Source organism: Streptomyces sp. NPDC058257 (assembly GCF_042881845.1).
Lineage (GTDB): Bacteria > Actinomycetota > Actinomycetes > Streptomycetales > Streptomycetaceae > Streptomyces.
In genome coordinates this window covers 112,639-134,656 of record NZ_JBHVXJ010000020.1, presented here as the reverse complement: position 1 = coordinate 134,656, position 22,018 = coordinate 112,639, and the positions used below count along the sequence as shown (strand labels likewise).

The following is a 22,018-nucleotide window of genomic DNA, read 5'->3' as shown; positions in this document are numbered from 1 at the left end:
GGCCCTGGGCTAGCCGAGGGTGATCGAATTTCCGGTGACCGTGATGTTCTCCGGGGGGAGCGGGCGTGGCGCGGGGCCGGCCGCCACCGAGGCGTCCGCCACGCGGTACTTGCTGCCGTGACAGGGGCAGTTGATCGTGCCGTCCGCCACCTGGCTGACCGTGCAGCCCTCGTGGGTGCAGATCGCGGAGAAGGCCTTGAAGTCGCCCTTCTCCGGCTGGGTCACGACGACCTTCTTGTCCTTGAAGATCTTGCCGCCGCCGACCGGGATGTCGGAGGTCTTCGCCAGTTCCTCGGCCTTGGGCGGCGGCTGCTTCTTCCCGTTCTTCCCACCTGATTTCGAGGGCGAGGACGAGGGCGACGCCGCTGACGGCGGCTGCGACCCCGGCGGCTTCGCGCCCTCGTCCCCGTACTTGCTGCATCCGGCGGTCAGCGCGACCGCTCCGCCCGCGGCGATGACGGTGCGCCTGGTGGGATGTGGGGTGCTCATGTCGTCACTCCGAAGGTACGGAAGAACCACAGTGCCGACGTCAGCCAGACCACCGTGAGGACCACGAAGACCAGGCCGCCGATCACCGGAAGCAGCCAGCCGGGCAGCCTCTCCGAGCGGAGCAGCAGCATCTTGGCGCTGAACGCCCCGAAGAAGAAGCAGCCGAGCAGCGAGTGCCACATCACCCGGGTCGAGTACGTCTGGTAGCCGAGGGCGTAGAGGCAGTGGACCGCCACGGGGACCGCCACCAGGAACGCGATCCGGCCCGACCAGCGGTGCAGTGCCGCTGACCAGGACGGTCCCGGAAGGCGGCCGTAGACCATGAGCGCCGATACGACCTGGATCAGCGCGAAGGCGAACGCCGTCGTGCCCAGCCAGGCCTTTACCGCGCTCGTGCTGCTGAACCCGGCGAGGTTGAAGGCCGTGCCCTCGGGGTCGTGCGTCCTGCCGTACACACCGAGGCCGACCGCGACCGTCGCGGCTACCAGGGCGGGGACGAGATAGCGGGCGGCGCTCGGGCGGCGGTGGTCGCCCGACGAGGGGGGCGGGCCGAAGCCGCCCTGCGTTGCGGCGTTCGGATCGACGCTCATGGCGGCTCCCTGGTCGGGGCGGAGCGGGGTCAGGGCACGACGGGCCGTGCGGTGAGTTCGCCGCCGTCGAACGTGACGGCGCCGGTCTCCGGGTCGAGGTGCGGGGCCGTCCGCGGCTCGCCGTCCTGCTTGAGGATGCCGACCTGCCGCCCGTCGGGCAGGACGATCCAGCCGCCGTCGATCTTGGCGCCGCGCACCTCGGTGGTCGCGCGGTAGAGGCCGGAAGGCTTCTTCGCCCTGGCGGCGGTGAAGTCCCGTGGCTGTTCGCCGATCTCGACCTTGCCGCGGACCGCGTTGTCGGCGAGGGTGCCGTCCAGCTTCGCGCCGTGCTCGCCGGTGAGGCGCATGGAGCCGTCGTCCTTGATGTCGCCCTTCAGCCAGGACTCGGCGTCACGGCCGTTGCAGTAGTACGCGATGGCCTTGCCGTCACGGATCGAGAGGGAGACCGCGGCGGCGTCGTCGGCCGTGCGGCCCGCGTACTCGGACTTCCCGGCCTGCTTCCCGGCCGGCTTCTTGGACGGGCTCTCGGACGGGCTCTTGGTCGGTGCGGGCGTGTTCCTGGTGGGCTTCGCGGACGGGGGCGCCGACGACGCGGCGCCGGGCGAGTCCTTCCCGTACGACGAATTGCCCGTCCCCGTCGCCGCGTTGAGCGACAGCATGAACAGGGCGAGCAGCAGTCCCCCCAGAAGCGTGTACAGCGGTCCCGAGCGCTTCATGCGGCCTCCCCCGAGGCTTGGGCCGTGACGGCTCCTCCATGCAAGCGGAACGGCGCCCCGGCGTCCATAGTTGAACACCCACCAATCGGTCCAAGTGGCGACAGAGGGCGATTCGGGCGACATTGACATGGTCTGAGGTCCGTGCCCCTTCGAGGCGCCGACCCGGCCACTCACTCGAAAGGCGCGACCATGGCGGGCAACGATCTGGGAAGCCTTCTCGGCGGTCTCCTCGGCGGCGGCCAAGGAGGTCAAGGGGGACAGGGCGGCGCTGCCGGTGGCTCCGGAGGCGGCAACGTCCTCGGCTCGCTGATCGGCGGCCTGCTGGGCGGCGGCTCCGGTGGCTCCGGCGGCGGTGCGGGCGGGCAAGGCGGCTCAGGCGGCGGCAATCCGCTGGGCGGCCTGATGGACATGATCACGAAGTCGGGCCTGGTCAGTCAGGACCAGCTCGACTCCTGGGTCGGCAAGGGCGACAACCAGCCGCTGAGCCCGGACCACGTCAAGCAGGCCGTCCCCGACGAGACCCTGGACAAGGTGGCCACCGAGGCGGGCGTCAGCCGTGACGAGGCCGCCGACCAGATCGCGCGGCAGCTGCCCCAGGCTGTCGACAAACTGACTCCGGAGGGGCAGGTCCCGTCGGGTTCCCTTGAGGACCTCATCAAGGAGCAGAAGCTCTGACCCGACTGCGGGTCCCACCCCGGTTCCCACCCCCGTGAGGCACGCGGCGTCCGTCTCGGCAGGCGGGCGCCGCGCACTCGTCCCCGGGACCCTGACTACCCTTGTCGGTACATCAGTCATACGTACGTGAGCGAGGAGCAGCACTGTGGCGGTACGAGCGGTCCGGGGCGCCGTCCAGCTGGAGCGGGACGCGGCCGACCACATGGACGAGCAGGTCGGCGAGCTGCTCACCGCCATCATCGAGCGGAACGGGCTCGCGGAGGACGACCTGATCAGCATCTGGTTCACCGCGACGCCCGACCTGCACAGCGACTTCCCCGCGGCGGCGGCGCGCAGGCTCGGCATCGTGGACGTCCCGCTGATCTGCGCGCAGGAACTCCAGATCGAGGGCGCCATGCCACGGGTCGTCCGCGTCCTCGCGCACATAGAGTCCGACAGGCCCCGCGCCGAGATCACGCACGTCTACCTCGGCGCCGCGGCCACCCTGCGCAAGGACATCGCCCAGTGAGAACCGCCCTCGTCATCGGCACCGGCCTGATCGGCACCTCCGCCGCCCTGGCCCTCGCCTCGCGCGGCGTGGACGTACACCTCGCCGACCACGACCCCGGACAGGCCCGCACGGCGGCCGCGCTCGGCGCGGGCACCGACGAAGAGCCCGCGGGACGGGTCGACCTGTGCGTCGTCGCCGTGCCGCCCGCGCACGTCGCGGCGACGCTGGCCGACGTCATGCGGCGCGATGTGGCCCGCGGCTACCTCGACGTGGCGAGCGTGAAGGGCGGCCCGCGCCGGGAGCTTGAAGCGCTCGGCGTCGACCTCACCCCGTACATCGGTACGCACCCCATGTCGGGGCGCGAGCGCAGCGGCCCCCTCGCCGGCACCGCCGACCTCTTCGAGGGGCGGCCGTGGGTCCTCACGCCCACCCGCGACACCGACACCGAGGTCCTCAACCTCGCCCTGGAGCTCGTCGCCCTCTGCCGCGGCGTGCCGGTCGTCATGGACGCCGACGCGCACGACCGGGCGGTCGCGCTCGTCTCGCACATGCCGCACCTGGTCTCCAGCATGGTCGCGGCGCGCCTGGAGAACGCCGAGGAGACGGCGGTGCGCCTGTGCGGGCAGGGCATCCGTGACGTCACGCGCATCGCCGCGTCGGACCCGGGGATGTGGATCGACATCCTGTCGGCCAATCCCGGCCCCGTAGCCGATCTGCTCTCCGCCGTCGCCGCCGACCTCGACGAGACGGTGACGGCGCTGCGCGCGCTGCAGTCGGCGGACGAGGCGAAGCGGCGCGAGGGCGCCGCCTCGGTCGAGGGCGTGCTGCGGCGGGGCAACGCCGGACAGGTCCGGGTGCCCGGCAAGCACGGGACCGCGCCGACCACGTACGAGGTCGTGGCGGTGCTCATCGACGACAAGGCGGGACAGCTGGCCAGGATCTTCGCCGACGCGGACCGGGCCGGGGTGAACATCGAGGACGTACGCATCGAGCACGCGACCGGACAGCAGGCGGGCCTCATGCAGCTGATGGTGGAGCCGAAGGCGGTCCCGGTACTGACGGCGGCGCTGCGGGAGCGGGGCTGGGCGATCCGGCAGTGATCAGGGCGGGCGGATCCGGGGCGATCGGGTGGGCGGGCCGGAGAGCACCCGCCGCGAAGCGGGCGGGACAGGGGTGCTCCCCCGGGCAGTAAGAGGCAGCCACAGGAGCCAGTAACCTTGTGCGGGGCAGGAATGCCGCCCTGCTCCAGCCCTGTGCACACAGAAAGGTTCCGCACCCCGTGGAAACCGTGGAAACCGCCGGTTCGGCGCCCGCAGCAGTGATCGTCGCCATCGACGGGCCCTCCGGCACGGGCAAGTCGAGCACCTCGAAGGCCGTCGCCGCCCAGCTGGGCCTCAACTACCTGGACACCGGCGCCCAGTACCGTGCGATCACCTGGTGGATGGTGCACAACAGCATCGACCTGACGGACCCCACCGCCATCGCCGCGGTCGCGGGCAAGCCCGAGATCGTCTCCGGCACCGACCCGCTCGCCCCGACCATCACGGTCGACAGCACGGACGTCGCGGGGCCGATCCGCACCACCGAGGTCACCTCCAAGGTCAGCGCCGTCAGCGCCGTCCCCGAGGTGCGCTCCCGCATCACGGACCTGCAGCGCACCATCGCCGAGTCCGCCGAGAAGGGCATCGTCGTCGAGGGGCGTGACATCGGTACGACCGTCCTGCCCGACGCGGACCTGAAGATCTTCCTCACGGCTTCGCCCGAGGCCCGCGCCGCCCGCCGCAGCGGTGAGCTCAAGGGCGCCGACGTCGCCGCCACCCGTGAGGCGCTCATCCAGCGGGACACCGCCGACTCGAGCCGCAAGACGTCGCCGCTGGCCAAGGCCGACGACGCCGTCGAGGTGGACACCACCGAGCTCACGCTGCAGCAGGTCATCGAGTGCGTCGTCACCCTCGTCGAGGAGAAGCGGGCAGCGAAGTGACCGCGGCGCCATCGGAACGGGGTGCGGAGGTCGGCCGCCGCATCGGCGTCGGCCTCATGTACGGCCTGTGGAAGCCCCGCGTCCTCGGCGCCTGGAGGGTCCCTCCGACCGGTCCGGTGATCCTTGCCGTGAACCACGCGCACAACGTCGACGGCCCGATGGTGATGGGCACGGCGCCAAGGCCGACGCACTTCCTCATCAAGAAGGAAGCGTTCGTCGGGCCCCTCGACCGCTTCCTGCACGGCATCGGGCAGGTGAAGGTGGACCGTGAGATCGCCGACCGCACGGCGATCACCCGGGCCCTCGGCGTGCTCGACGACGGAGGCGTCCTCGGGATCTTCCCCGAGGGCACCCGGGGCGAGGGCGACTTCGCCTCGCTGCGCTCCGGCCTCGCCTACTTCGCCGTGCGCAGCGGAGCGCCGATCGTGCCGGTCGCGGTCCTGGGAAGCACGGAGAAGAGCGGACGGTTGATAAAGCGGCTGCCTCCGCTGCGCAGCAGGGTCGACGTCGTCTTCGGTGACCCGTTCGAAGCGGGCGACGACAGCGGACGGCGTACGCGCAAGGCGCTCGACGAGGCGACCGTGCGCATCCAGGAGCGGCTCACCGCTCACCTGGACCATGCCAGGCGCCTGACCGGGCGCTGAGCGAGACTTTCAGTAGTGGCCCGTCGCGAGGCGGTCCACCGATCACGAATACGACAGAGGTACGGACTTCATGAACGACCAGATCCAGCCCGAAGGCTCGGCCGAGCCGGAGCACGGGGCGCTTGGCGACGTTGATGCCACCGAGTATGCAGCGTTCATGGAGCTCGCCGCGGAGGAAGGCTTCGACGCCGAGGACGTCGAAGGCGCGATCGGTGAGGCGGGCCACGGCCCGCTGCCCGCCCTCGCGGTGATCGGCCGCCCGAATGTCGGCAAGTCGACCCTCGTCAACCGCATCATCGGCCGCCGCGAAGCCGTCGTGGAGGACCGCCCCGGCGTGACCCGCGACCGCGTGACGTACGAGGCCGAGTGGGCGGGCCGCCGCTTCAAGCTCGTCGACACCGGCGGCTGGGAGCAGGACGTCCTCGGCATCGACGCCTCCGTGGCCGCCCAGGCCGAGTACGCGATCGAGGCGGCCGACGCGGTCGTCTTCGTCGTGGACGCCACGGTCGGCGCGACCGATACGGACGAGGCGGTCGTACGGCTGCTCCGCAAGTCGGGCAAGCCCGTCGTCCTGTGCGCCAACAAGGTCGACGGCCAGTCCGGCGAGGCCGACGCCACCGCCCTGTGGGCCCTCGGCCTCGGCGAGCCGTACCCCGTCTCCGCGCTGCACGGCCGCGGCACCGGCGACATGCTGGACGCCGTCATCGAGGCCCTGCCCGAGGCGCCCGCCCAGACCTTCGGCACCGCGCTCGGCGGCCCGCGCCGCATCGCGCTCATCGGCCGTCCGAACGTCGGCAAGTCGTCCCTGCTCAACAAGGTGGCGAACGAGAACCGCGTGGTCGTAAACGAGATCGCGGGCACCACCCGTGACCCGGTCGACGAGCTCATCGAGCTGGGCGGCATCGTCTGGAAGTTCGTGGACACCGCGGGCATCCGCAAGCGCGTCCACCTCCAGCAGGGCGCCGACTACTACGCCTCGCTGCGCACGGCGGCCGCCGTGGAGAAGGCGGAGGTCGCGGTCATCCTGATCGACGCGAGCGAGTCGATCAGCGTCCAGGACCAGCGCATCGTCACGATGGCCGTCGAGGCGGGCCGCGCCATCGTCGTCGCGTTCAACAAGTGGGACACCCTCGACGAGGAGCGCCGCTACTACCTGGAGCGGGAGATCGAGACCGAGCTCCTCCAGGTCGCGTGGGCGCCGCGGGTCAACGTCTCCGCCGAGACCGGCCGCCACATGGAGAAGCTCGTCCCGGCGATCGAGACGGCCCTCGCGGGCTGGGAGACGCGCGTCCCGACCGGGCGGCTCAACGCCTTCCTCGGCGAGCTCGTCGCCTCGCACCCGCACCCGATCCGTGGCGGCAAGCAGCCCCGCATCCTCTTCGGTACCCAGGCGGGCACGAAGCCGCCGCGGTTCGTGCTCTTCTCCTCCGGCTTCATCGAGCACGGCTACCGGCGCTTCGTGGAGCGCAGGCTCCGTGAGGAGTTCGGCTTCGAGGGCACGCCGATCCACATCTCGGTCCGGGTGCGCGAGAAGCGCGGCCGCAAGAAGTAGGCGGCAGCGGGCACGGATGGACCAATGGGCCGGGGCCCGCCTCCTTCAGGGAGGCGGGCCCCGGCCCATTGGCGGTGGCGACTCAGAGCCCCCTGCGCGGCGCGGGGGGAAGCGCCGCGGGGGACTGCTGGTGCGCCGTGCCGTGCTGCTCGTTGCCGTAGCGGGTGACGTGCAGCTGGCTGAAGGTGTTGTACCGCGGTTCGTTCCGGTCAGCGGTCCGGTGCATGCCGTACGGTGCGCCGCCGAACGACGTGAACCCCAGATCCTCCTCGCCGGACCGGTCTCCCGGAAGGGCCTTGAACGACCTGCGGTACTCCGAGTAGAGCGCGTCGTAGATCGGCGTGGCCGAGTGGGCGCCCCCCGTGTCCTGCGACGAGCGCATGGAGGGGATGGGGGTCTGGTACGCCGGCCGGGGGCGGGAAGGGTCGTATGTGTGCACGTATGTGCCAACGACCCCGTGCCCGGACGGATGCGGGGGCCGCGCCGCTTTCACGGAGCGCCGGGAGCGTGAGCGGCGCGGCCCGCGCGGGCTCAGGTGCCGGCGAGCGGCATCGTGGCCGCGACCAGACGACCGTGTGCCGCCGCCTTGTCCAGGGCGTCGCGCATCAGGTCCTCGCGGTGCTGGCGGCCGATGGAGCCGACCGGCGCCGCGAACAGGAGCACCGTCTGCAGCTTGTTGGCCGCGGCCCGCCAGGCATCGGTGACCTGGAGCGGGTGGTGGGCCTGCCACCAGGCGACGGGGGCCCCGCCGCCGGTACCGGGCTGGAGCACGGCGTGCAGCTGGCCCGCGGCGAGCAGCACCGACCAGCCGTGCAGCACCGGTGGTACCCCGTCGAGCGAGGCCACCGGCGAGAAGCCCTGCTCGACCAGGAGCTGCAGGAAGCTGTCGCCGCCGGGCTCGGTGCCGGGGCGGGCGATGGCTCCGGTCGGTTCGACGACGAGCGCGGGCCGCAGCTCGCCCTCGATGAGGACGAGACCGCTGGTCACGCCGAGAACCGCCTGGTCGGGCGCTGCTTCACCGGGACCGGGGCCGGGGCCGGGGTATCCGGCGAGGCCGGTGCCGTCCTCGCCGGTGATCGAGCGCACGGCGCCCTGCAACTGCTCCTCGGAGACCTGGACGATCTGGGAGGGCAGGCAGGTGGCGTGGGCGAAGGCCAGTACGGCGGTCTCGTCGCCGATGAACAGGACCGTGCTGGTGCGTTCCTGTTCGGTGTCGCCCGGGGTGCGGCACGACGTGCAGTCGTAACTGCCCGGGGCGTTCTCTCCGGCAAGGAGCCGGTCGGCTTCTTCGTCGCCGATCTCGGCGCGTACGTCGTCGCCGACGTCGAGCATGCGCGGCACGGGTGGCTCCTCGGAATCGTTGCGTGCGGACCGGGGGTGCCCGGCTCATAAGAAGACAACGGGCGATCAGTGGTGCAAGTCACGCGCGAAGGCGAACGGAATCGAACCATCCACAGCGGAGGGTGAGTTGTCCGGCGGAATCCATCACTCCGCGCCAACGCCTGCTGAGTACAAGGAAGTTGGGGCGGTGAGCTGGGTCACACACCACTGAGGCAACTGGTCGACAAATCATAAAATCAGCGAATTAAGTGGATGGCTTGAATTCGCCGATACTCTCGGTAACCAGTGGCTGGCCTGGAGTGACAGTGGGTTGGTTGATGGCGGGGCGAGCGGGCGCCTAGATTCCACCGCCGTGTGCAGCGAGCACCGCTCGGGAACGTCCGCCGGCCGTACCAGTCAGCTCAAGCACCGCGGCACGAAGTGCCGCACTCCGGCGGACGGGGTGAGCGGGCCTCCGGCGTCAGATGCGCGAGGAGGCCCGGGACATCTGGGGGATCCCGAGTCCTTCGAGAGGGAAATACATGTCCGCACGTCCCAAGTGCGTTCGCAGGACAGCAGTGATCGGCGGAGCGGCGTTGCTCGCCCCGCTGGGACTGCTCACCGCCACCGGCCAGGCCGGAGCGGCGGACAGCGGAGTGTGGGATCGCATCGCGCAGTGCGAGAGCGGCGGAAACTGGAGCATCAACACCGGGAACGGCTACTACGGAGGACTGCAGTTCTCCGCGTCCACCTGGCGGGCGTACGGCGGAGGAGCCTATGCGGCGACCGCCGACAACGCGTCCAAGGCGCAGCAGATCGCTGTCGCCGCGAAGGTCCAGCGTGCTCAGGGGTGGGGCGCCTGGCCCAGTTGCTCGGCGCGTGCGGGTGCGTCCGGCAGCGCGCCGGGGGCGGCAGCGGCTCCGGCGGCCCCCAAGACGGCCAAGGCTCCCAAGACGGCCAAGGCTCCCAAGGTGGCCGAACAGCGGTCCGCCAAGCCGCAGAGGCGTACGCCGAGTCATGTCGACCGTGGCTCCGGACGCGGTGACTACACCGTTCGGCCGGGGGACACCCTCAGCCGGATCGCGGCGGCGCACGGCGCCAACTGGAACAAGGTGTACGCCGCCAACAAGGCGGTCATCGGCGGGAATCCGAACGTGATCCTGCCCGGGCAGCGGCTCGACCTCTGAGTTCTCCCCCTCAGGGGCGCGGTCCCGCTCGGTCGGCCGACCGGGTGGGACCGCGCCCGTGGCGGCGCGGCACGGCTCCGCGCCATGGCGGGGCTGCCTAGCGTGGGCGGATGTACCCGATGCCGATCAAGAGTCTCCGGTCGCTGTGGCCCGCTGGTCTGGCCGGCCTCGTCGTCGCCGCGGTCTCCTCGCTGCTGCTTCCGGCATCCGCGTCCGCGGCTCCGACACCGCCCCTGCCGGCGTCCGGGCTCGCCGTCGCGGCGTACGACTGCTCCCGCACCGAGGGGACCTGGAACTGCCTCGCGCAGTGCGAGAGCAGCGGCCGGTGGCACGTGAACACCGGGAACGGCTTCTACGGAGGGCTGCAGTTCCATCAGCCCACGTGGGAGGCGCACGGCGGGCTCAAGTACGCGCCGCGTGCCGACCTCGCCACCAAGAAGGAGCAGATCAAGGTCGCCGAGGAGGTGCTGCGCACCCAGGGGTGGAAGGCGTGGCCCGTGTGCTCGAAGAAGATCCCCAAGGAGATCCGGGACGGCCGCGGCGTCGTGCACGTCGTGAAGGCGGGCGAGACGTTGAGCTCCATCGCCCGGCGCTACAAGGTCAAGGGCGGCTGGCAAGCGCTGTATCGAGCCAACCGGAAGGCTGTGGGCAGCGAGCCCGGACAGCTGGATGTCGGCACGAAGCTGGTCATCTGGAAGAAGACTGTTCCCGAGAAGACCGCTCCGAAGAAGGTCGTTCCGAAGAAGGTCGTTCCGAAGAAGACGGCTCCGAAGAAGACGGCTCCGAAGAAGACCGCCCCGAAGAAGGTCGTTCCGGAGCAAGCGGCTCCGTCGACGACCGCTCCGTCGGAGGCCGGTCCGTCGAAGCCCGCTCCGACGATGGCTACCCCGTCGGAGGCAGCTCCGTCGAAGGCTGCTCCGACGACGGCTACCCCGCCGGAGGCAGCTCCGTCGAAGCCCGGTCCGTCGCAGTCCGGTCCGTCGAAGCCCGGTCCGTCGAAGCCCGGTCCGTCGAAGCCCGCTCCGGAAAAGGTCATCGTGAAGTAGGCCGTTCGGACCGCCTCCGTCGGCCGAGTTCGCTCGCCTCGCCGCTGAACACGACCGCGCCACGGCGCAGTCGGTGTACCACCACTGCCGTCAGGACCGTGTGTTCACGCAGGCCTGACGGCAGTCGCTGTTCCGCCGTCAGGACACAGGTGTGCGCGCTCAGGCCGACGAGAAGGTCGTACGTCCGGGACGCGACGGCTGGGGACATGCCCTGGGTGGGCTCGTCGATGAGGATCACTCGGGCGTGGGCCGTCAGGAGGGCGCGGGAGAGGGCGAGCATGCGTTGCTCGCCGCCGGAGAGGGTGCCTGCCCGGCGGGGGAGCAGGGGGCGCAGCTCGGGGTACGCGTCCAGGGCCGGGGTGATGTCGGCCTTCGCCTCGCGGCTGGACAGGTCGAGGTTCTCGTCGACGGTGAGGTGGCCGAACACGGCTGGTCCGTCCGGTATGAAGCACAGGCCCCGCTTCGCGCGTGCGTGCGCGGTGAGCCGGGTGACGTCCGTTCCGTCCCAGGTGACGGTGCCGGTGGCCAGGGGGGCCGTGCCGGCCAGGGCGCGCAGAGCTGTGGTGCGGCCCGAGCCGTTACGGCCCAGGAGGACGGTGAGGCCGGGGGAGGGGGCGGCGATGCTCACGCCGTGCAGGGCCTCCAGGGGGCCGTAGCGGACGCGGGCCTCGTGGAGCTGGATGCCGGTCTTCATGGGGTCACCCTGGGGAGCACTTCGTTGGGCGGGCCCGACGTGATGATGCGGCCCGCGGCCATGACGTGGACGGTGTCGGCGAGATTCGCGACCAGGTCGATGTCGTGCTCGACCACCAGGAGCGCCATGCCGTCGGCGGCGAGAGCCCGCAGGACGCGGGTCAGGGCGGCCACTTCGGCGGTGTCCAGACCTGCCGCCGGTTCGTCCAGGAGCAGCGTGTGCGGTCGGCCCGCCAGGGCTCTGGCCAGTTCTACGCGTCTGAGGGTGCCGGTGGGGAGGTCCGCCGCGGGGAGGTGGCGGATCGTGTCGTGGTGGAGGGAGAGGAGGCGGAGGGACCGGGCGGTGGCTGCGGGGTCCGGGACTCGGCCCTGTTCCGCGCCCACTTGGACGTTCTCCGTGATGGTCAGCGACGGGAAGACGGCCAGTTGCTGGAACGTGCGGGCCACGCCCAGGCGGGTCCGGGCGTGGGCGGGGGTGCGGGTGATGTCCCGGCCGTCGAAGGTGACGCGGCCCGAATCGGGGCGCAGGGTGCCTGCCAGGCAGTGGAAGAGGGTGCTCTTGCCGGCGCCGTTGGGGCCTACTACGGCGGTGATGCGGCCGGGGGGCACGGAGAGATCCACACGATCCAGGGCGGTGAAGCCGTCGTAGGTGGCGGTGACGTGGTGGGCGGTGAGGGGGTGGGGGTGTGGGGGTGCGCGGTGGGGTTTGGTCGGGGGTGGGGCTGCTTCGGATCCGGAGTGCCGCGAACCGTGCTCCGGGCGGACATACCGAACCGTCCCCTCGGGTCGGACCGGCGCCTGCGGCCCGGTACGACGGTCTTCCGGGCTCTGGCTCTCCTCCTGCTCGTTGCCCACCCGCTCGACGCCGGGCAATCGGGCGGGTGGGTGGAAGGGCTTGTTCGTGGTGGTGGGGACGCGGGGCCATCGAGTGGGCGGGTGGGCGGGAGAGGTCAGGGCGGTGCGGGCACGTATGCCGAGGGGTGTCAGAAAGGGGCGGCGGTTCAAGCTCGCGGTGGCCGCACGCAGTGCCTCGTACGGGCCCCCGGGAAAGCGCCCCACCAGCACCGCGAGGACACCGATCACCGCTGCGGCCACGCCACCCCGCGTGCCCGCGTCCAGGCCCACCAGTAGCGCCGCCGCGACCAGCGAGCCCAGCAGGCTGTCCGCGCCGAAGACCACCACCGCCGCGAACCAGAGAAGCCCCCGCACGGGGTCGTACGCGGCGGGGTCGAAGGCCCGTAGGCCCATGCCCAGCATCCCGCCCCCCAGCGCGGCGAGCGCCGCCCCTGCCACGAAGGCCGTGAGTTTCAGGGTGCGCACCGGGACCCCCGCCGCGCCCGCCCCCGCCTCGTGGTCCCGCATCGCGGCCAGCGCACGCCCCATGCGGCCCCGGCGCATGGTGGTCGCGAAGAGCAACGCCGCCGCGAGCAGGACCAGTTCGAGGACGTAATACGCGCGGTCGCCGTCGAAGCCCGCCGGACGGTCCAGGGCCAGGCCCGACGTCGCGTACGGCTGCGCGAAGACGAAGCGGCTGACACCGACGCCGACGGCGAACGTCGCCAGGGCGAGCGCGAGGCCGCGGCGACGCAACGCGGGCCAGCCGGTGAGGAGGCCGAGGGGCGCCACGAGCAGGACGGCCAGGGCCAGGGCGGGGAGGTGGGGGAGTTCGGGCAGGCCAGGGAAGCGGCCCGCCGTCAGGAGCGCGGTGAAGAGCGCGCCAAGACCCGCGTACGCCGCCTGGCCCAGGGAGATCTGGCCGCCCCTGCCGGTGACGATCACCAGGGAGAGGAGGACGACGGCCAGCGCCGGGACCTGGACCGAGGTGGTCAGGTCCGAGCCCGCGAAGCCGAGCGGTATGAGGAAGAGGACCGCCGCCACGATCCACGCGCCCGGTGGCGTCGGAACGCGCGCCGTCGCCGTGCGCACAAGCGTGGTCTGCGAGCCGATGCCCGGGAGCACGAGGGCCGCGATCAACAGGGCCACCACGAAGAGGTTCGCTCCCACTGCCTGGAGGAGAGGCTCCGCCCAGCCCGACGAGGGGTGGAGGCGGGTCAGTTGGCTCTGGGCCACGCCGACGCCGAGCGCCACCACCACCGCGACCGACATGCTCCGCATGCGCGCCGCCACCGCGACGGCCACCACCTCCATGACCAGGAGTGGCATGCCGTACGGATCGAGGCGTACGAAAGGGGCGAGCAGTACGCCGGTGAGGCCGGCCGTGAACGCGCCGAACGCCCAGCCCGCCGACGCCACCCGGTCCGCGTCGATGCCGCCGAGGACGGCGAGAGGCCGATTGTCGACCACCGCCCGCAGTTCGCTGCCGAAGCGGGTCCAGCGGGTGACCGCCCACACCGAAGCGGCGAGGACGGCCGTCACCCCCAACTGGGCCCAGGGGTCCGCCGGTACGAGGGCCGGCGCGTCCGCCTTCGCGCCCGGTCCCCAGATCAGCGTGGCGCCTCCGACCAGGAGGACGAAGACGCCGATGGACGCCACCAAGGTCTGGGCCGGATCATCGCCCAGGACCGACAACGGGCGGAACACCGCCTTCTCCAGGAGCAGGCCGATGGCCGGGGCGACGAGCAGGAGCGTGAACGCCGTGGCGAGGGGCAGCGGCCAGTGCCACTCCACCGTCAGCTGGCGCAGGACGTACGCGCAGACCATCGCGATCGCGCCGTGCGCGAAGTTGAGGACACCGGTCGCGCGGTACGTGACGATCAGGCCGATGCCGGTGAGGGCGGCCGCGCTGCCGACCGCGAGCCCCGCAAGGGTCAGGTCGTAGCTCAGGGAGGCCACCGGGTCATCGCTCCGGCGGCGGGGCGCTTGGGGGCGGCTGCGGTTCGCAGATGGGGCACGGGCTCAGGCCACCGGTCGCGAGGACGTGGGCGTCCGGGGGGACCGCCTCCGGTTTCCCCGCCGCCAGGGGGCAGTCCGCCCGGTGCCAGAGGGTTCCGCCGGGGATCGTCAGGATGTCGTCACTCGTCGCCACCGCGGCCGGGGACCTCGTGGTGGCCGGAGGCGAGCCCGCCGTCACCAGGAGCTCGTACAACTCCTCCACACGGGCCGTGGCCAGAACACTCCTGCCGTGGGCGAAGAGCACGGCCCCGGCGATGATCAGTGCCGCCCCCGGCACCGTGCACGACGCCAGATACGGGAGCTGCCGCTCGGCGAAGCGTTCGCCGGACATGCCGTACCAGCCGATCACGCAGAGCACCGCACCGGTGGCGAGGGCGGCGAAGGCCGCCCAGAGGACGGGGCGCACCGCGCTGAGCCGAGCCGAACGAGCTGTCTGATCCGGTCGAGCCGCCCGCATAAGGGCCCCCTGGAACACGTCAGTCACGTCGATGGGCTGTCCATGTCAGTCAATGGATTGCACTATGCCTTCTGGAAGCTGACCCTGAAAGCTCCGGGCCTGACGGCTCGGCCGATACCCGGCGGTGAACCAGATGGTTCTCTGGACAAGGCCCAGGCGGGGGAGCGATCTCAAGCGGGGAAGGGCGCGGAGCGCGGCGATGGCGGCTGCCGCGGTCCTGCTCGTCGCTCCGGCCGCCGTGGCGTGCGGCGACGACAGCGGCGGTGGCGGCGAGAGCGATCCGCCGAAGCCGTCCGCCGCGAAATCGACCAAGGACGTCCCCTCGGACGGCGCGAGCGCGACGGCGAGTGCGACCGCCACCGCGCCCTCGGATCCCGCGGCGGCCGAGAAACAGGTCAAGAAGAACTTCGAGAAGTTCTTCGATCCCGCCGTCCCCGTGAAGGAGAAGGAGGCCGTCCTGGAGAACGGGGCGAAGATGCGGGGCGTCCTGGAGAGCTTCAGCGGCGACAAACGCGGCACGCAGGTCAGCGCCGACGTCACCAAGGTCGCTTTCAGCTCGGCGACCGAGGCGGACGTGACGTACGCGCTGAAGCTGAAGGGTGCCACCGCGCTGCCCGACGCCTCGGGCACCTCCGTCAACCAGGACGACACCTGGAAGGTGTCCGTCAAGACTCTCTGCGCACTGGTGAAGCTGAGCGGCAATGAGTCGCCCGGTCCGGGCTGTTGAGGCCCTGGCCCCGGCCGTGGCCGCGCTGCTCGTGGCGGTGGCGGTGGCGGTGGCGGTGGCCGGGTGCGGCAGCCGGCTCCCCGAGAGCGACTTCGAGGGGCGGAGCACGGCGCCCGCCCCGGCCGGGGCGCCGGTCCGGGTCGGCGTCATCACCAGTGCGACGAGCCCCGTCGGCGGCTCCGCGTTCACCGGGCCGCGCGACGGGGCCAAGGCGTACTTCGAGCGGCTGAACGCGCGCGGCGGGATCGACGGGCGCACGGTCGAGGTGCGTACGTGCGACGACGGCGGCAGCGGCGTCGGCAACAACGAATGCGTGGACAAGCTGGTGGACGAGGAGCACGTCGTCGCGCTCGTCGCGACCAGCTCCCTCGACTACGCCGGGGCCTCCCGCGTCTCCCGCGCGGGCGTGCCCGACGTCGGCGGGCAGCCGATCGGGTCCGCGTACGACACCTATCCGCATCTCTACGGGATCTACGGCAGCCTCGCCCCACGGAACGGGACGCCGGGCTGGGGCGGCAAGCTGGTCGGCGGGACCGAGGTCTACCGCTACTTCAAGCGGGAGCAGGGCGCGCGGACCGCCGCCGTCGTCTCCTACAACCAGGCGGCGTCCGCCGCGTACGCCCGTCTCGTCACCCGGGGCCTGAAGGCCGAGGGCTACAAGGTGGTCACCGAGCAGGTCGACTTCGCGCTGCCCAATTTCCGCGCGGCGGCGGCCGACCTGAAGGAGCAGGGCGCCGACCTGGTCTTCGACGCGATGGACACCCACGGCAACGTCCAGCTGTGCGAGGCCATGGACGCGGTCGGAGCGAAGGTGACCGCCAAGGTCACCAACGTCCAGAACTGGACCTCTTCCGTGGCCGACGACTACAAGGACGCACCGCGCTGCCGCAACGCTCTGTGGGTCACCGGGGCGAGCCGCAGCTACGAGGACACGGACCATCCGGCCGTACGCGATTTCCGCGACGCCATGAAGGGGCACAAGGTGCTCTCCCAGTGGCAGCTGGAGGGCTGGGCCGCCGCCATGTGGTTCACGGACGCGGCGAAGTCGTGCCGGGGGGACCTCACGCGCGCGTGCGTCGACCGCTTTATGAACCGGGGGAAGCCGTACACCGCCCAGGGGCTGCTTCTCCCGGTGACGTATGAGGAACGGGCCGATCCGCCGGAGACCCGTATGAGCTGTATGTCGGTGGCCCGCTGGAAGGACGGTGAGGGGTGGGTCACACAGGGAGACATGAGCAAAAACTGCTTCGACGTGCCGCAGCTCTCCTACCAGCCATGATGCGGATAGACGGGAGGAAAGTTCCCGAATCGGGGTATCGATGGCGCATCGCTTCAGGAACAAGACGATGATGAAACCCAACCCTGGTCCCGTAATCCCCGTCTAACCCTGCGGTAGGCGGACGAGAGGGACTGTCCGCGGGGAAGCGTGGGATACGGGGACGCATGCACATCTCTTTCCTTATTCATAACGCGTACGGAATCGGCGGGACGATCCGGACGACGTACAACTTGGCGAACACTCTCGCCGAGCAGCACGACGTCGAGATCGTCTCCGTCTTCCGGCACCGTGACGAGCCCGTTTTCTCCGCTGACTCCCGCGTCAGGCTCAGCCACCTCGTCGACACGCGCAAGGACAGCCCCGGCTACGAGGGGGAGAGCGCCGACGCCCTGCGGCCCGCCAGGACGTTCCCCACCGCGGAAGGCCGCTACGGCCAGTACAGCGCCCTCACCGACCGGCGTATCGCCACGCACCTCTCCTCGCTCAGCTCCGACGTGGTGGTCGGTACGCGGCCCGGTCTGAACGTGCACATCGCCCGTGAGGCGGCGCGCGGCCCGCTGCGGGTCGGCCAGGAGCACCTCACGCTCGACAGCCACTCCAAGGAACTGCGCCGTCAGCTCCGCAGCGTCTATCCCCGCCTCGACGTCCTGACCACGACGACCGAGGCCGACGCCCGCGCCTACCGCCGCATGATGCGACTGCCCGGCGTCCACGTCCAGGCCGTGCCCAACCCGGTGCCCGCGCCCGGCATCGAGCCCGCCGACGGCACCCAGAAGTGGGTGGTCGCGGCAGGGCGGCTCGCCCCCGTCAAGCGGTACGACCTGCTGATACGGGCCTTCGACCAGGTACGCGCCGAGCGCCCCGACTGGCGCCTTCGGATCTACGGCGGCGGCAAGCAGAAGGACAAGCTGCGCGCCCTGATCGATGAGCTCGGCCTCTACAACCACGTCTTCCTGATGGGGCCCGCCCACCCCATCGAGCCCGAGTGGGCCAAGGGCTCCATCGCGGCCGTCACCTCCAGCCTCGAGTCCTTCGGCATGACGATCGTCGAGGCGATGCGCTGCGGCTTGCCGGTCGTCGCCACCGACTGCCCGCACGGGCCCGGCGAGATCATCGACAACGGTGTCGACGGGCGCCTCGTCGAGGTCGGCAACCCCGACGCGATCGCGGGTGGCCTGCTCGAACTGATCAACGACGACACGCTGCGCCAACGGATGGCGGGCGCCGCGCTCGAGGACTCCAAGCGCTTCGACCCGGCCCACATCGCCGAGCGCTACGACGCGATGTTCACCGGGATGCTCGCCCGCGGCAGCTCCTTCGGCGGCCGGATGCGCGGCTCACTGCACCGCACCCGTGGGGCGCTGCTCAACGGCGCCTACGCGGTACGGGACATCGGACATGGGGTACCGACCAGCGGCATACAGACGAAAGGATTCACCGCATGACGGCCTTGGCCACCCCGGACGCCTCATCGCCCTGCGACACCGGCGGAGACCAGGACGTCCGCGCGGCACCGCGAGCCGACTGCATCGCCGATTCCGCGGGCGGTCTCACCTTCGACGTCACCGACCCCGGTGGCGAGGGCGCCGCCTACCTGCTGCTGCGCCGCCGTGATGCCGCGTCCACCGATGAGGATGTGCGCCTGCCGCTGTCCCCGGCCGCCGACGGCAGGCTGCGGGCCGCGCTGCCCAGCAGCGTCGAGCTGGCCGAGGGACGCTGGAACGCCTACGCGGAGGTCGGGGGCGGCACACCGCGCCGCCTCGCGCCCGGCGTGAACGACCTGCGCTCCCTCGTCGACCGTGCCCCCAGCGGGGCCCGCGGCTACATCGCCGTCCGTATCCCGTACGCGACCAAGCAGGGCAACCTCTCCGTACGCAGCTGGCTGCGCGCCCCGCACGCCGAGACCGGCGAGCTGAGGATCGACGGCACGTCGGTGAGTGCGCAGGGCCGCGTGTACGGCACCGCGCTGACCGGCAGCGCGTTCGCCGAGGCGTCCCTGCGCGCCGAGCCCGAGCGCATCGAGCGCTACGAACTCGCGGCGGACGGCGTGGAGTTCAGCTTCGAGCTGCACTGCGACGTGCTCGCCGAGAGCGGCCCGGGGCCCTGGGACCTCTGGCTGCGCCCCGCGGGGGACAGCGGGCCGCGGATCCGGCTCGCCCGGCTCCTGGACGACGTACCGGACAAGAAGCAGATCTTCACCTATCCGTCGGTGCGGCTCGACACCGCGGCGCACGGCCCGCTGGACGCGGGGGCGTACTACACGAACGACAACGACCTCTCGGTGCGGATCCGCGAGACGGACGCGATCGAGGACTGACGCCGTCGCGGACCGTGGCTGTCCGCGACGCCGGGCACAATCAGCCCCATGTTGGAGACCTCCGCACGACTGCTCCGCCTGCTCTCGCTCCTGCAGGCCCACCGGGACTGGTCGGGCGCGGACCTTGCCGACCGGCTCGGCGTCACCCCGCGCACCGTGCGGCGTGACGTGGACCGGCTCCGTGAGCTCGGCTACCCCGTCAACGCGAGCCCCGGCACGGGCGGCGGCTACCAGCTCGGCGCGGGCGCCGAGCTGCCGCCGCTGCTCCTTGACGACGACGAGGCGGTCGCGGTGGCCGTCGGTCTGCGCGCCGCGGCCGGACAGGGCATCGAGGGCATCGGCGAGACCTCCGTACGCGCCCTGACCAAGCTGGAGCAGGTCCTGCCGAGCAGGCTGCGGCGCCGGGTCGGCGCGCTGACGGCGTTCACCGTGCCGATGTTCCGCACTCCGCAGCAGCAGGCCGTGGACCCCTCGGTCCTGACCGAGCTCGCCCACGCCTGCCGGGACTCGGAGCGCGTGCGCTTCGACTACCGCGACCACGGCGGCAGTTCGACCCGCCGTACCGTCGAACCGCACCGCCTCGTCTGCACCGAGCGCCGCTGGTACCTGGTCGCCTGGGACGTCGAGCGCGACGACTGGCGGACCTTCCGCGCGGACCGCGTCACGCCGAGGCCGCCGCACGGACCGCGCTTCGAACCGCGCACCCCGCCCGCCGACGATCTCGCCGCCTACGTCTCCAAGGGCATCTCCACGCGCGCGTACGCCGCCCGGGCGGTGTTCCGGCTCCTGGTGCCCCTGGAGGAGGCGGCCCAGCGGGTCACCCCGTCCGACGGCACCCTTGAGGCCGAGACGGGGCACAGCTGTCTGCTGCGCACGGGCGCCACGAGTCTGGACGTCATGGTGATCCATGTGCTGCTGATGGGCTTCGAGTTCGAGGTGGTCGAGCCGGCGGACTTCACCGAGCGGCTCAGCTCGGCGCGGGATCTCCTGAGCCGGGCCCTGGACCGGGGTGTTCGGTCTGCGGATCCGGGTGCTGTGCCCCCGACGGCCCCGGCGGCTGGAACGCCGCGTACTCGGGATGGTGCAGATCGAACGCCGGGGACTCGGAGCGGATCCGGGGCAGCGTGACGAAGTTGTGGCGCGGCGCCGGGCAGGCGGTGGCCCACTCCAGGGAGCGGCCGAAACCCCAGGGATCGTCGACGTCGACCTTCTTGCCGTACTTGGCGGTCTTCCAGATGTTGTAGAGGAACGGCAGCGTGGACATGCCGAGCAGGAACGCCCCGATGGACGAGACGGTGTTGAGCACCGTGAAGCCGTCCGCCGCCAGATAGTCCGCGTAACGCCGTGGCATGCCTTCCGCGCCCAGCCAGTGCTGGACGAGGAACGTGGTGTGGAAGCCGACGAAGAGCGTCCAGAAGTGGATCTTGCCGAGCCGTTCGTCGAGCATCTTGCCGGTGAGCTTCGGCCACCAGAAGTAGAAGCCGCCGAAGGTCGCGAAGACGACGGTGCCGAACACGACGTAGTGGAAGTGCGCCACGACGAAGTACGAGTCGGTGACGTGGAAGTCGAGCGGCGGCGAGGCCAGGATGACGCCGGTGAGCCCGCCGAAGAGGAAGCTCACCAGGAAGCCGATGGCCCACAGCATCGGTGTCTCGAACGACAGCGAGCCCTTGAGCATCGTCCCCGTCCAGTTGAAGAACTTCACGCCGGTGGGGATCGCGATGAGGAAGGACATGAAGGAGAAGAAGGGCAGGAGCACCGCGCCCGTCGCGAACATGTGGTGCGCCCATACGACGACCGAGAGCCCGGTGATGGCCATCGTCGCGCCGATCAGGGGCAGATAACCGAAGATCGGCTTCCTGCTGAACACCGGGATGATCTCGGAGATGATCCCGAAGAACGGCAGCGCGATGATGTAGACCTCCGGATGCCCGAAGAACCAGAAGAGGTGCTGCCACAGCAGCGCACCGCCGTTCTCCGGGGCGAAGACCATGGATCCGAACCGCCGGTCCGCCTCCAGGACGAGCAGCGCGGCGGCGAGTACGGGGAACGCGAGCAGGACCAGGATCGAGGTGAACAGGACGTTCCAGGTGAAGACGGGCATCCGGAACATCGTCATCCCGGGCGCCCGCATCCCGATGATGGTCGTCAGGAAGTTCACCGAGCCGAGGATCGTGCCGAACCCGGAGAGCGCGAGCCCCATGATCCACAGGTCGGCGCCGACCCCCGGTGAGCGCTCCATGCTGTTGAGGGGCGCGTAGGCGAACCAGCCGAAGTCGGCCGGGCCGCCGGGCACCAGGAGCGAGCCGAGCACCATCAGGCCGCCGAAGAGGAACAGCCAGTACGAGAGCATGTTGAGCCGCGGGAAGGCGACGTCGGGCGCGCCGATCTGCAGCGGCATGATCTCGTTGGCGAAACCCGCGAAGGTCGGCGTCGCGAAGAGCAGCAGCATGATCGTGCCGTGCATGGTGAACATCTGGTTGAACTGGGTGTTCGTCATCAGCTGCAGCCCGGGGCGGGCGAGCTCGGCCCGCATCATCATGGCCATCAGGCCCGCGACGAGGAAGAACGCGAAGGCCGTGATCAGGTACAGGTGACCGATCTTCTTGTGGTCGGTGGTGGTCAGCCAGTCCACGAGGATCCGGCCCGGGCTCTTCTGCCGGACGGATCGCGCCTGTGGTGCCTCGGTCTCGGTCCCCATACGCCCGCCCCTTCGCCGTCGCGCACCGTGGGCCTGCCAACCGGGGCCATGATGCTCGCGTCACCCCGACTCCGACAGGGGGCGTACGAGCCCGCTGTGCTGGAACCGTGAATTTCCTATGCGCCGTCACATCCCCCGGAGCGTCCAGGATTCCGGAATTGCGGGGGAGTGAAAAGGTACTCGGGCCACCTTTCGGCCGGGTCGTTACGGTCGTTTCCGGTCGCCGTCTGCGGGTCCGCGGTGAATACAGGAATCACGTCTGAACAAGTCCGGAACCGCCCGTACGTGTGACGGAGTTAAG

At 71.0% G+C, this 22,018-nt stretch carries 21 protein-coding genes and 1 pseudogene; 13 read left to right on the top strand and 9 right to left on the bottom strand.

Going from position 1 to position 22,018, the window contains the following annotated elements:
- Positions 1-9 precede the first annotated feature (9 nt).
- Genes ACFVXC_RS34250 through ACFVXC_RS34240 form a run of 3 tightly spaced genes read right to left on the bottom strand, consistent with a single transcriptional unit; the run spans position 10 to position 1,795 of the window.
- Positions 10-489, bottom strand: coding sequence for a Rieske (2Fe-2S) protein (locus ACFVXC_RS34250; protein WP_389913552.1), 480 nt, complete (start codon positions 487-489; stop codon positions 10-12).
- Entirely contained in the window at positions 486-1,079 is a 594-nt protein-coding gene (locus tag ACFVXC_RS34245) for a DUF6529 family protein (RefSeq protein WP_389913549.1), read from the bottom strand. The genes ACFVXC_RS34250 and ACFVXC_RS34245 overlap by 4 nt, the downstream gene beginning before the upstream one ends.
- 29 nt (positions 1,080-1,108) lie before the next feature.
- Complete coding sequence (locus ACFVXC_RS34240) at positions 1,109-1,795, bottom strand: hypothetical protein (protein WP_389913546.1); 687 nt, start codon at positions 1,793-1,795, stop codon at positions 1,109-1,111.
- Positions 1,796-1,984: 189 nt separating this feature from the next.
- On the opposite strand from ACFVXC_RS34240, the gene ACFVXC_RS34235 reads away from it, so the two are divergent.
- From ACFVXC_RS34235 to der, 6 genes are all read left to right on the top strand, one after another.
- Entirely contained in the window at positions 1,985-2,470 is a 486-nt protein-coding gene (locus ACFVXC_RS34235; RefSeq protein WP_389913543.1) for a YidB family protein, read from the top strand.
- 145 nt (positions 2,471-2,615) lie between these two features.
- Complete coding sequence (gene aroH, locus ACFVXC_RS34230; protein WP_389913540.1) at positions 2,616-2,978, top strand: chorismate mutase; 363 nt, start codon at positions 2,616-2,618, stop codon at positions 2,976-2,978.
- On the top strand, positions 2,975-4,060 hold the full coding sequence (locus tag ACFVXC_RS34225) for a prephenate dehydrogenase (protein WP_389913537.1): 1,086 nt from the start codon (positions 2,975-2,977) through the stop codon (positions 4,058-4,060). The genes aroH and ACFVXC_RS34225 overlap by 4 nt, the downstream gene beginning before the upstream one ends.
- 179 nt (positions 4,061-4,239) lie before the next feature.
- Positions 4,240-4,941: a (d)CMP kinase gene (gene cmk, locus ACFVXC_RS34220; RefSeq protein ID WP_389913534.1), complete on the top strand. Its 702-nt coding sequence runs from the start codon at positions 4,240-4,242 to the stop codon at positions 4,939-4,941.
- Positions 4,938-5,585 carry a lysophospholipid acyltransferase family protein gene (locus tag ACFVXC_RS34215; RefSeq protein ID WP_389913531.1) on the top strand — a complete coding sequence of 216 codons (648 nt, stop codon included), beginning with the start codon at positions 4,938-4,940 and terminating at the stop codon, positions 5,583-5,585. Before cmk ends, ACFVXC_RS34215 begins: the two co-directional genes overlap by 4 nt.
- 70 nt (positions 5,586-5,655) lie before the next feature.
- A complete protein-coding gene (gene der, locus ACFVXC_RS34210; protein ID WP_389913528.1) occupies positions 5,656-7,137 on the top strand; it encodes a ribosome biogenesis GTPase Der in 1,482 nt (493 codons plus the stop codon).
- 82 nt (positions 7,138-7,219) lie between these two features.
- On the opposite strand, the gene ACFVXC_RS34205 is transcribed toward der, so the two are convergent.
- Positions 7,220-7,519, bottom strand: a complete 300-nt coding sequence (locus ACFVXC_RS34205) for a hypothetical protein (RefSeq protein ID WP_389913525.1) — start codon at positions 7,517-7,519, stop codon at positions 7,220-7,222.
- Between the two features lie 149 nt (positions 7,520-7,668).
- Positions 7,669-8,469, bottom strand: coding sequence for a hypothetical protein (locus ACFVXC_RS34200; RefSeq protein ID WP_389913648.1), 801 nt, complete (start codon positions 8,467-8,469; stop codon positions 7,669-7,671).
- Between the two features lie 530 nt (positions 8,470-8,999).
- On the opposite strand from ACFVXC_RS34200, the gene ACFVXC_RS34195 reads away from it, so the two are divergent.
- Positions 9,000-9,644 (top strand): transglycosylase family protein, encoded by a 645-nt coding sequence (locus ACFVXC_RS34195; RefSeq protein WP_389913522.1) that lies wholly within the window; start codon positions 9,000-9,002, stop codon positions 9,642-9,644.
- Positions 9,645-9,763: 119 nt separating this feature from the next.
- Positions 9,764-10,690, top strand: coding sequence for a transglycosylase family protein (locus ACFVXC_RS34190; protein WP_389913519.1), 927 nt, complete (start codon positions 9,764-9,766; stop codon positions 10,688-10,690).
- On the opposite strand, the gene ACFVXC_RS34185 is transcribed toward ACFVXC_RS34190, so the two are convergent.
- From ACFVXC_RS34185 to ACFVXC_RS34175, 3 genes are read right to left on the bottom strand one after another with little or no spacing between them, the layout of a single operon-like run.
- The gene (locus tag ACFVXC_RS34185) at positions 10,677-11,384 is read right to left on the bottom strand and encodes an ATP-binding cassette domain-containing protein (protein ID WP_389913517.1); all 708 of its coding nucleotides are present in this window, start codon (positions 11,382-11,384) and stop codon (positions 10,677-10,679) included. The two genes, ACFVXC_RS34190 and ACFVXC_RS34185, sit on opposite strands and share 14 nt — an antisense overlap.
- Positions 11,381-14,176, bottom strand: a complete 2,796-nt coding sequence (locus ACFVXC_RS34180) for an ATP-binding cassette domain-containing protein (protein WP_389913514.1) — start codon at positions 14,174-14,176, stop codon at positions 11,381-11,383. The genes ACFVXC_RS34185 and ACFVXC_RS34180 overlap by 4 nt, the downstream gene beginning before the upstream one ends.
- Before the next feature lie 4 nt (positions 14,177-14,180).
- The gene (locus tag ACFVXC_RS34175) at positions 14,181-14,693 is read right to left on the bottom strand and encodes a hypothetical protein (protein WP_389913512.1); all 513 of its coding nucleotides are present in this window, start codon (positions 14,691-14,693) and stop codon (positions 14,181-14,183) included.
- A 199-nt stretch (positions 14,694-14,892) separates the two neighbouring features.
- Here ACFVXC_RS34175 and ACFVXC_RS34170 point away from each other — a divergent pair, with 199 nt between their 5' ends.
- From ACFVXC_RS34170 to ACFVXC_RS34150, 5 genes are all read left to right on the top strand, one after another.
- Positions 14,893-15,420, top strand: a complete 528-nt coding sequence (locus tag ACFVXC_RS34170; protein ID WP_389913509.1) for a hypothetical protein — start codon at positions 14,893-14,895, stop codon at positions 15,418-15,420.
- The gene (locus tag ACFVXC_RS34165; RefSeq protein ID WP_389913507.1) at positions 15,395-16,699 is read left to right on the top strand and encodes an ABC transporter substrate-binding protein; all 1,305 of its coding nucleotides are present in this window, start codon (positions 15,395-15,397) and stop codon (positions 16,697-16,699) included. Before ACFVXC_RS34170 ends, ACFVXC_RS34165 begins: the two co-directional genes overlap by 26 nt.
- A 164-nt stretch (positions 16,700-16,863) precedes the next feature.
- Positions 16,864-18,144 (top strand): glycosyltransferase family 4 protein, encoded by a 1,281-nt coding sequence (locus ACFVXC_RS34160; protein WP_389913504.1) that lies wholly within the window; start codon positions 16,864-16,866, stop codon positions 18,142-18,144.
- A complete protein-coding gene (locus ACFVXC_RS34155; protein WP_389913502.1) occupies positions 18,141-19,016 on the top strand; it encodes a hypothetical protein in 876 nt (291 codons plus the stop codon). Before ACFVXC_RS34160 ends, ACFVXC_RS34155 begins: the two co-directional genes overlap by 4 nt.
- A 48-nt stretch (positions 19,017-19,064) precedes the next feature.
- The gene (locus tag ACFVXC_RS34150) at positions 19,065-20,144 is read left to right on the top strand and encodes a helix-turn-helix transcriptional regulator (protein ID WP_389913499.1); all 1,080 of its coding nucleotides are present in this window, start codon (positions 19,065-19,067) and stop codon (positions 20,142-20,144) included.
- A 46-nt stretch (positions 20,145-20,190) separates the two neighbouring features.
- Here the strand turns inward: ACFVXC_RS34150 and ctaD are convergent.
- Positions 20,191-21,717: pseudogene (ctaD, locus tag ACFVXC_RS34145) on the bottom strand (cytochrome c oxidase subunit I); the annotation flags it as partial.
- Between the last annotated feature and the right edge of the window lie 301 nt (positions 21,718-22,018).